Annotated in this window: 1 protein-coding gene (running past one end of the window); it reads right to left on the bottom strand. The window is 77.0% G+C overall.

Annotated elements, in window-relative coordinates; translation table 11 throughout:
• Positions 1–3: 3 nt before the first annotated feature.
• A protein-coding gene (locus OIM89_RS29210) for a type I polyketide synthase (protein ID WP_264491741.1) crosses the window boundary here: on the bottom strand, positions 4–6,245 show its 3' end. The gene runs 22,399 nt beyond the window's last position; only the last 6,242 of its 28,641 coding nucleotides appear in the window; the start codon falls outside the window, past its right edge — the gene reads right to left on this strand; its stop codon occupies positions 4–6.

Raw genomic sequence — 6,245 nt, 5'->3', positions numbered from 1 at the left:
CCGTCAGTCCCGCTCTTCGTCAGGGTTACCGTTGAGTGCCGCCTGCACCAGGCCGTCGACGTCCATGGCGTCGATCGACGCGTCGTAGGCGTCGCCGGCCCCGGAGGGCTCGGCCTCCTGGCCCGTGCCTGTTCCGGCCGGGTCCTGCCCGGCGAGGTCCAGCAGCTGGTCCAGGAGTCCGCTGTCGCGCAGCCGGTCCATGGGGACCTGGGCGAGGGCGGCGCGCACGGCCCGCTCCTCTTCGCCGGCTCCGTCCGTGGCGGGGGCACCGGGGGTGCCGGCCGGGAGAAGCTGTCCGAGGATGTGGGCGGCGAGTGCGGCGGGCGTGGGGTGGTCGAACACGAGGGTCGCGGACAGCGTGAGTCCACTGGCGGCGCCGAGCTGGTTGCGCAGCTCGACGGCGCCGAGGGAGTCGAATCCGAGGTCGCGGAAGGCCCGGTCGGGGCCCACCTGGTCGGTTCCGGAGAGGCCGAGGACCTCCGCGGCGCGTTCGCGCACCAGCGTCAGGACCGTCTGGGTACGGCGGCTCTCGGGGAGCCTGGCCAGCCGGTCGCGCAGCGACGGACCGGAGTCCGCGGCCCGGTCGGCGGCGGACGCGGCCTTCTTGAGGGCGGCGTACGCGGGCATCTCGGCCAGCAGGCTGCTGGGCCGGACGGTGGTGAACGCGCGGACGAACCGGTCGGGGTCGACGTCGGCGACGACGGCGACCGGGTCGCTGCCCGTGACGACCTGCCGCAGCGCGAGGACCGCGAGGTCCGGGTCGAGCGGCCGGATGCCGGTGCGGCGGGCGAGCGCGGCGGCGCGGACGCCGTCGGCCATGCCCTCCCCGCCCCAGGCGCCGTACGCCACGGAGGTGGCGGGCAGCCCTTCGGCCCTGCGCTGTTCGGCGAGGGCGTCGAGGACCGCGTTGGCGGCGGCGTAGGTGCCCTGACCCGGGTTGCCGACGGCGGCGGACGCCGAGGAGAACAGGGCGAACACCTCCAGGTCGTGGGCGCGGGTCAGTTCGTCCAGGAGCAGCGCGGAGGCCACCTTGGCCCGGAACACCGTGGCGAACCGCTCGGGGGTCAGGCCGTCCACGACGCCGTCGTCCAGCACCCCGGCGGTGTGGATGACGCCGGTGAGCGGCGCGTCCTCGGGGATCGCCGCGAGGACGGCGGCCAGGGCCTTGCGGTCGGCGGTGTCGCAGGCGGTGATGACGGGTTCGGCGCCGAGCGCGCGCAGGTCGGCGGCGAGTTCACCGGCGCCGGGCGCGTCGGGTCCGCTGCGGCTGAGGAGGACCAGGCGGCGGGCTCCGGCCCCGGCCAGACGGCGGGCGGTGCGGGCGCCGAGGGCGCCGGTGCCGCCGGTGATCAGGACGGTTCCGGTGGGCTTCCAGTCGCGGGGCGTCCCTGGCCGGACGGCGGCGAGGCGGCGGCCGAAGACCGCACCGGGCCGTACGGCGAGCTGGTCCTCGCCCTCGGGGTCGGCGAGGACGGCGGCGAGCCGTTCGGCGGTCCGGGCGTCGACGGCGAGCGGCAGATCGACGGTGCCGCCCCAGCGCTGCGGGTGCTCCAGCGCGGCGACCCGGCCGAGTCCGTGGACGGCGGCCTGGAGCGGTGCGGCGACGGTCTCGGCGGGCGAGACGGCGGCGGCGCCACGGGTGAGGCACCACAGCGGGGCGTCGGTGCGGGCGTCGCCGAGCGCCTGGACCAGGGTCGCGGTCAGGGCCGCGCCGACCGGGACGCCGCCGGGGAGGGCGCCGGTCCCGTCACCGGGTTCCCCGGCGACGGCGAGCAGGGAGACCACGCCGGTGAACGGCCCGGTGGCGTCGAGCCGTTCGCGGATCGCGGCGGCGAGTGAGGCGCGGTCCTCGCCGGAGACCTCCAGGACCTGGGCACCCGTGCCGAGCGCGGCCAGGACGGCGGTGGTCCAGGGGTGGTCGGCGTGGTCGGCGGGCACGACGGCGAGCCAGGTGCCGGCGGGGGTGCCGGCGGTGGCCCGGTTCAGGGGCCGCCAGGCGATGCGCTGGCGCCAGCCGTCCACGGTGGTCTGGTCGCCGTGCTTGCGGCGCCAGTCCCGCAGGGCCGGCAGGACGCGCAGCAACGCGTCGCCGTCGACGCCGAGTTCCCCGGCGAGGGAGTCGAACTGCTCGTCCTGGACCGCCGCCCAGAAGGCGGCGTCCCCGGCGTCGGCCGTGGTGCCGGTGGCGGCGGCGGGTGCCTCGTCGGGCCAGAACCGCAGTCGGCGGAACGGGTAGGTGGGCAGGTCGACGCGGCGGGCGCCGGTGCCGTCGAGCAGCGCCGTCCAGTCGAGTCCCTGGCCCGCCGCGTGCAGCCGGGCCACGGCGGTGATCAGGGCCTGCTCCTCGTCGCGTCCGGTGCGCAGGGCCGGGACGGCCGTGGGGGCCGGGCGGTTCTCGTCGGCGAGGGTGTCGAGGGTCTCCTGGGCGAGGCCGCACAGGACTCCGTCGGGGCCGAGTTCGAGGTAGCGGGTGGCGCCGCGGCCGGCGAGGGTGCGCACACCGTCGCCGAAGCGGACCGCCTCGCGGGCGTGCCGGACCCAGTACCCGGGGTCGCACACCTGCGCGTCGGTGACCGCGTCCCCGGTGAGGTTCGAGACCAGGGGCAGCTTCGGCGGGGCGTACGACACACTCCTGGTGACCCGTTCGAAGTCCTGAAGCATGGCGTCCATGTGCAGTGAGTGAAACGCATGGCTCACCCGCAAACGCCTAGTCTTCCCGCCCTGTTCGGCGAAGGCCTCGGCGAGCGCGGTGACCGCCTTCTCGTCGCCCGAGACCACCACGGACTCCGGGCCGTTGACGGCGGCGAGGCAGACGTGGTCGGTCAGGTACGGGGCGATCTCGTCCTCGGTGGCGCGCACGGCGAGCATGGCGCCGCCCGCCGGGAGTGCCTCCATGAGGCGGGCGCGGGCGGAGACGACGCGGCAGGCGTCCGGCAGGGAGAGGACCCCGGCCACGTGGGCGGCCGCGAGCTCGCCGACCGAGTGCCCGGCGAGCAGGTCGGGTCGTACGCCCCAGGACTCGACCAGCCGGTACAGGGCCACGCCGAGGGCGAAGAGGGCGGGCTGGGTCCAGCCGGTCCGGTCGAGGAGCGCCGCCTCGGGGGTGCCCTCGTCGGCGAACATCACGTCGCGCAGCGGGCGTTCGAGTTCCTGGTCGAAGTGGGCGAGCACCTCGTCGAGGGCGGTGGCGAAGACCGGGAAGCGGGCGTACAGGGCGCGGCCCGCGCCGGGGCGCTGGGAGCCTTGCCCGGGGAAGAGGAACGCGGTCCGGCCGCCGGGGGCCGCGCGGCCGCGCAGTACGGCGGGGTGGGCGCGGTCCTCGGCGAGGGCGGTGAGCGCGTCGAGGAGTTCGTCGCGGCCGGCCACGGCGAGGACGGCCCGGTGCTCGAAGGCGGAGCGGGTGGTGCCCAGGGAGAGCGCCAGGTCGGCGGTGGCCGGCGGCTGCGTCGCACCGGCGGTGAGCCGGTCCCGGAGCCGGGCGGCCTGCTCGGTCAGGGAGTCCGCGGTGGCCGCCGACAGTGGCAGGGGCAGCAGCCGTGCGGCGCCGGGGGCGGGCGTGTCGGGCTCCGGGTCCCGCGCGGGGGCGGCCGGGCCGGTGGGGGCCTGTTCCAGGATGACGTGCGCGTTGGTGCCGCTGGCGCCGAAGGAGGAGACACCGGCGCGGCGGGGGCGTCCGGTCTCGGGCCAGTCGGCCGCCTCGGTCAGCAGGTGGACCGCGTCCGGGTCCCAGGCGACGTGACGCGAGGGCTTCTCGGCGTGCAGGGTGCGCGGCAGCGTGCCGTGCCGCATGGCGAGGACCATCTTGATGATGCCCGCGACGCCGGAGGCCGCCTGGCTGTGACCGATGTTGGACTTGACCGAGCCGAGCAGCAGCGGCTGCCCCTCGGGGCGGTCCTGCCCGTAGGTCGCCAGGAGGGCCTGGGCCTCGATGGGGTCACCGAGGGTGGTCCCGGTCCCGTGTGCCTCCACGGCGTCGACCTCGCGGGCGGTGAGCCCGGCGGCGGCCAGCGCCTTGCGGATGACGCGCTGCTGGGAGGGGCCGTTGGGGGCGGTCAGACCGTTGGAGGCGCCGTCCTGGTTGATGGCGGAGCCGCGCAGGACCGCGAGGACCTCGTGGCCGCGCCGGCGTGCCTCGGAGAGGCGCTCGACGACGAGCATGCCCACGCCCTCGGACCAGGCGGTGCCGTCGGCGGCGTCGGAGAAGGGCTTGCAGCGGCCGTCCGGCGAGAGGGCGCCCATCTCGCCGAACTCGACGAAGCCGACCGGGGTGGACATCACGGTGACACCGCCGGCCAGGGCGAGCGAGCATTCGCCGGAGCGGATCGCCTGCGCGGCGAGGTGCAGGGCGGTCAGGGACGACGAGCAGGCCGTGTCGACGCTGACGGAGGGGCCCTCCAGGCCGAGGGTGTAGGAGAGCCGTCCGGAGAGGAGGCTCGCCGACTGGGCGGTCTCGACGTGCCCGGACTGGCCGATGGCGGGGCGGTAGTCGCCGCTGCCGCCGCCGACGAAGACACCGGTGTCGCCGCCGCGGAGCACGGCGGGGTCGATCCCGGCCCGCTCCAGCGCCTCCCAGGCGGCCTGGAGGACGATCCGCTGCTGCGGGTCGATGACCAGGGCCTCGCGCGGGGAGATCCCGAAGAAGGCGGGGTCGAAGTCGGCGACGTCGTAGAGGAATCCCCCCTCACGGGTGACACTGCGGCCCCGGCCGTCCTCGTCGCCGTGGAGCAGCTTCTCCAGGTCCCAGCCGCGGTCGGTGGGGAAGCCGCCGATGGCGTCGGTGCCGGCCCCGACCAGTTCCCACAGGTCCTCGGGCGAGCGGACGTCGCCGGGGTAGCGGCAGCTCATGCCGACGATGACGACGGGGTCGTCCGCGTCGGCTGCGGCGGGTGCCACGGGGGCGCCGGTGCCGGGGGCGGTGTCCTCGCCGAGGAGTCCGGTGAGGAGGTGGGCGGCGAGGGCGGCGGGGGTCGGGTAGTCGAAGACCAGGGTCGCGGGCAGGGTGAGCCCGGTGGCCGTGGTGAGGCGGTTGCGCAAATCGACCGCGGTGAGCGAGTCGAAGCCGAGGTCGTTGAAGGCGTTCTCGGCCGGGACGGCGGCGGCGTCGGTGTGACCGAGCACCGAGGCGGTCTCGGTGAGCACGGTGTCGAGGAGGGTGCGCGAGCGCTCGGAGGGGTCGGACTGCCGCAGTCGCTCGCGCAGCGCGGAGGCGGTACCGGCGTCCGCGCCGTCGCCGCCGGTGGTGCTCAGGGCCTCGCGGGCCTCGGGCACGCCGGTGAGGAGCAGACCGGCTCGGGTGCGGGTGAACGCCGGGGCGAACCGGTCCCAGGCCACGTCCGCGACGGTCACCGAGGCGGGAGCGGCCGGGTCGGCGGCGGCCTCGCCGATCGCGGGGGCGAGTGCGTCGAGCGCGCGGGCCGGTTCCATGGCGGGCAGGCCGTTGGCGCGCAGGTGGGCGGTGAGACCGTCGGGGCCGGCGCCCTGCCAGGCGCCCCAGGAGACCGAGACGGCGTTGGTGCCGTGGGCGCGGTGTCGCTGGACGAGGGCGTCCAGGCAGACACCGGCCGCGGCGCCCGCGCCCTGGCCGCCGACGCCCCAGACGGCGGAGATGGAGCCGAAGACGACGAAGGCGTCCAGGTCACGGTCACCGACGGCGGTGGTCAGCGCCTCGTAGGCGGCGCGCGCTCCGGTGACGCCGGGCGTCTCCTCGCCGGTGTCCCCGGTGTGGAAGACGGCGGTCAGCGGCCGGTCGTCGGCCCGCGCCGCCAGCGCCTCGGTGAGCGGACCGGCGTCGGCCGGGTCGGGGTGGGGGACGACGGTGAGGGTGGCGCCGAGCGCCTCCACCTCGGCGCGCAGGGCGGTGGTGGCGGCGTCCTCGGGGCCGGCCGGGCCGACGAGCAGCACCCCGGCGGCGCCGTGCGCGGCGAGCCAGCGGGCGACGTGCCCGCCGAAGCCCTCCGCCCGGCCGGTGACCAGGACGGTCCCGGCGGGGCGCCAGGTGACGTCCGGGGCGGGGGCGGCGGCCCGGGACAGCCGGCGGCCGAAGGCGCCGGAGGCACGCAGCGCCACCTGGTCCTCGGCCGGGCCGTCGGTGCGGGCGGCGGTCAGGACGGCGCGCAGGCGGTCGACGGTGCGGGCGTCGGCGACGTGGCCGACGTCGACCAGTCCGCCCCAGCGCTCGGACTCGTCCAGGGCGAGTACCCGGCCCAGGCCCCACAGGGCGGCGCGGTCCGGGTCGGCCGTGGAGT

The organism is Streptomyces sp. BI87 (genome assembly GCF_025957665.1).
Taxonomy (GTDB): Bacteria; Actinomycetota; Actinomycetes; order Streptomycetales; family Streptomycetaceae; genus Streptomyces; species Streptomyces albidoflavus.
This window is presented reverse-complemented; position numbering and strand designations above follow the sequence as displayed.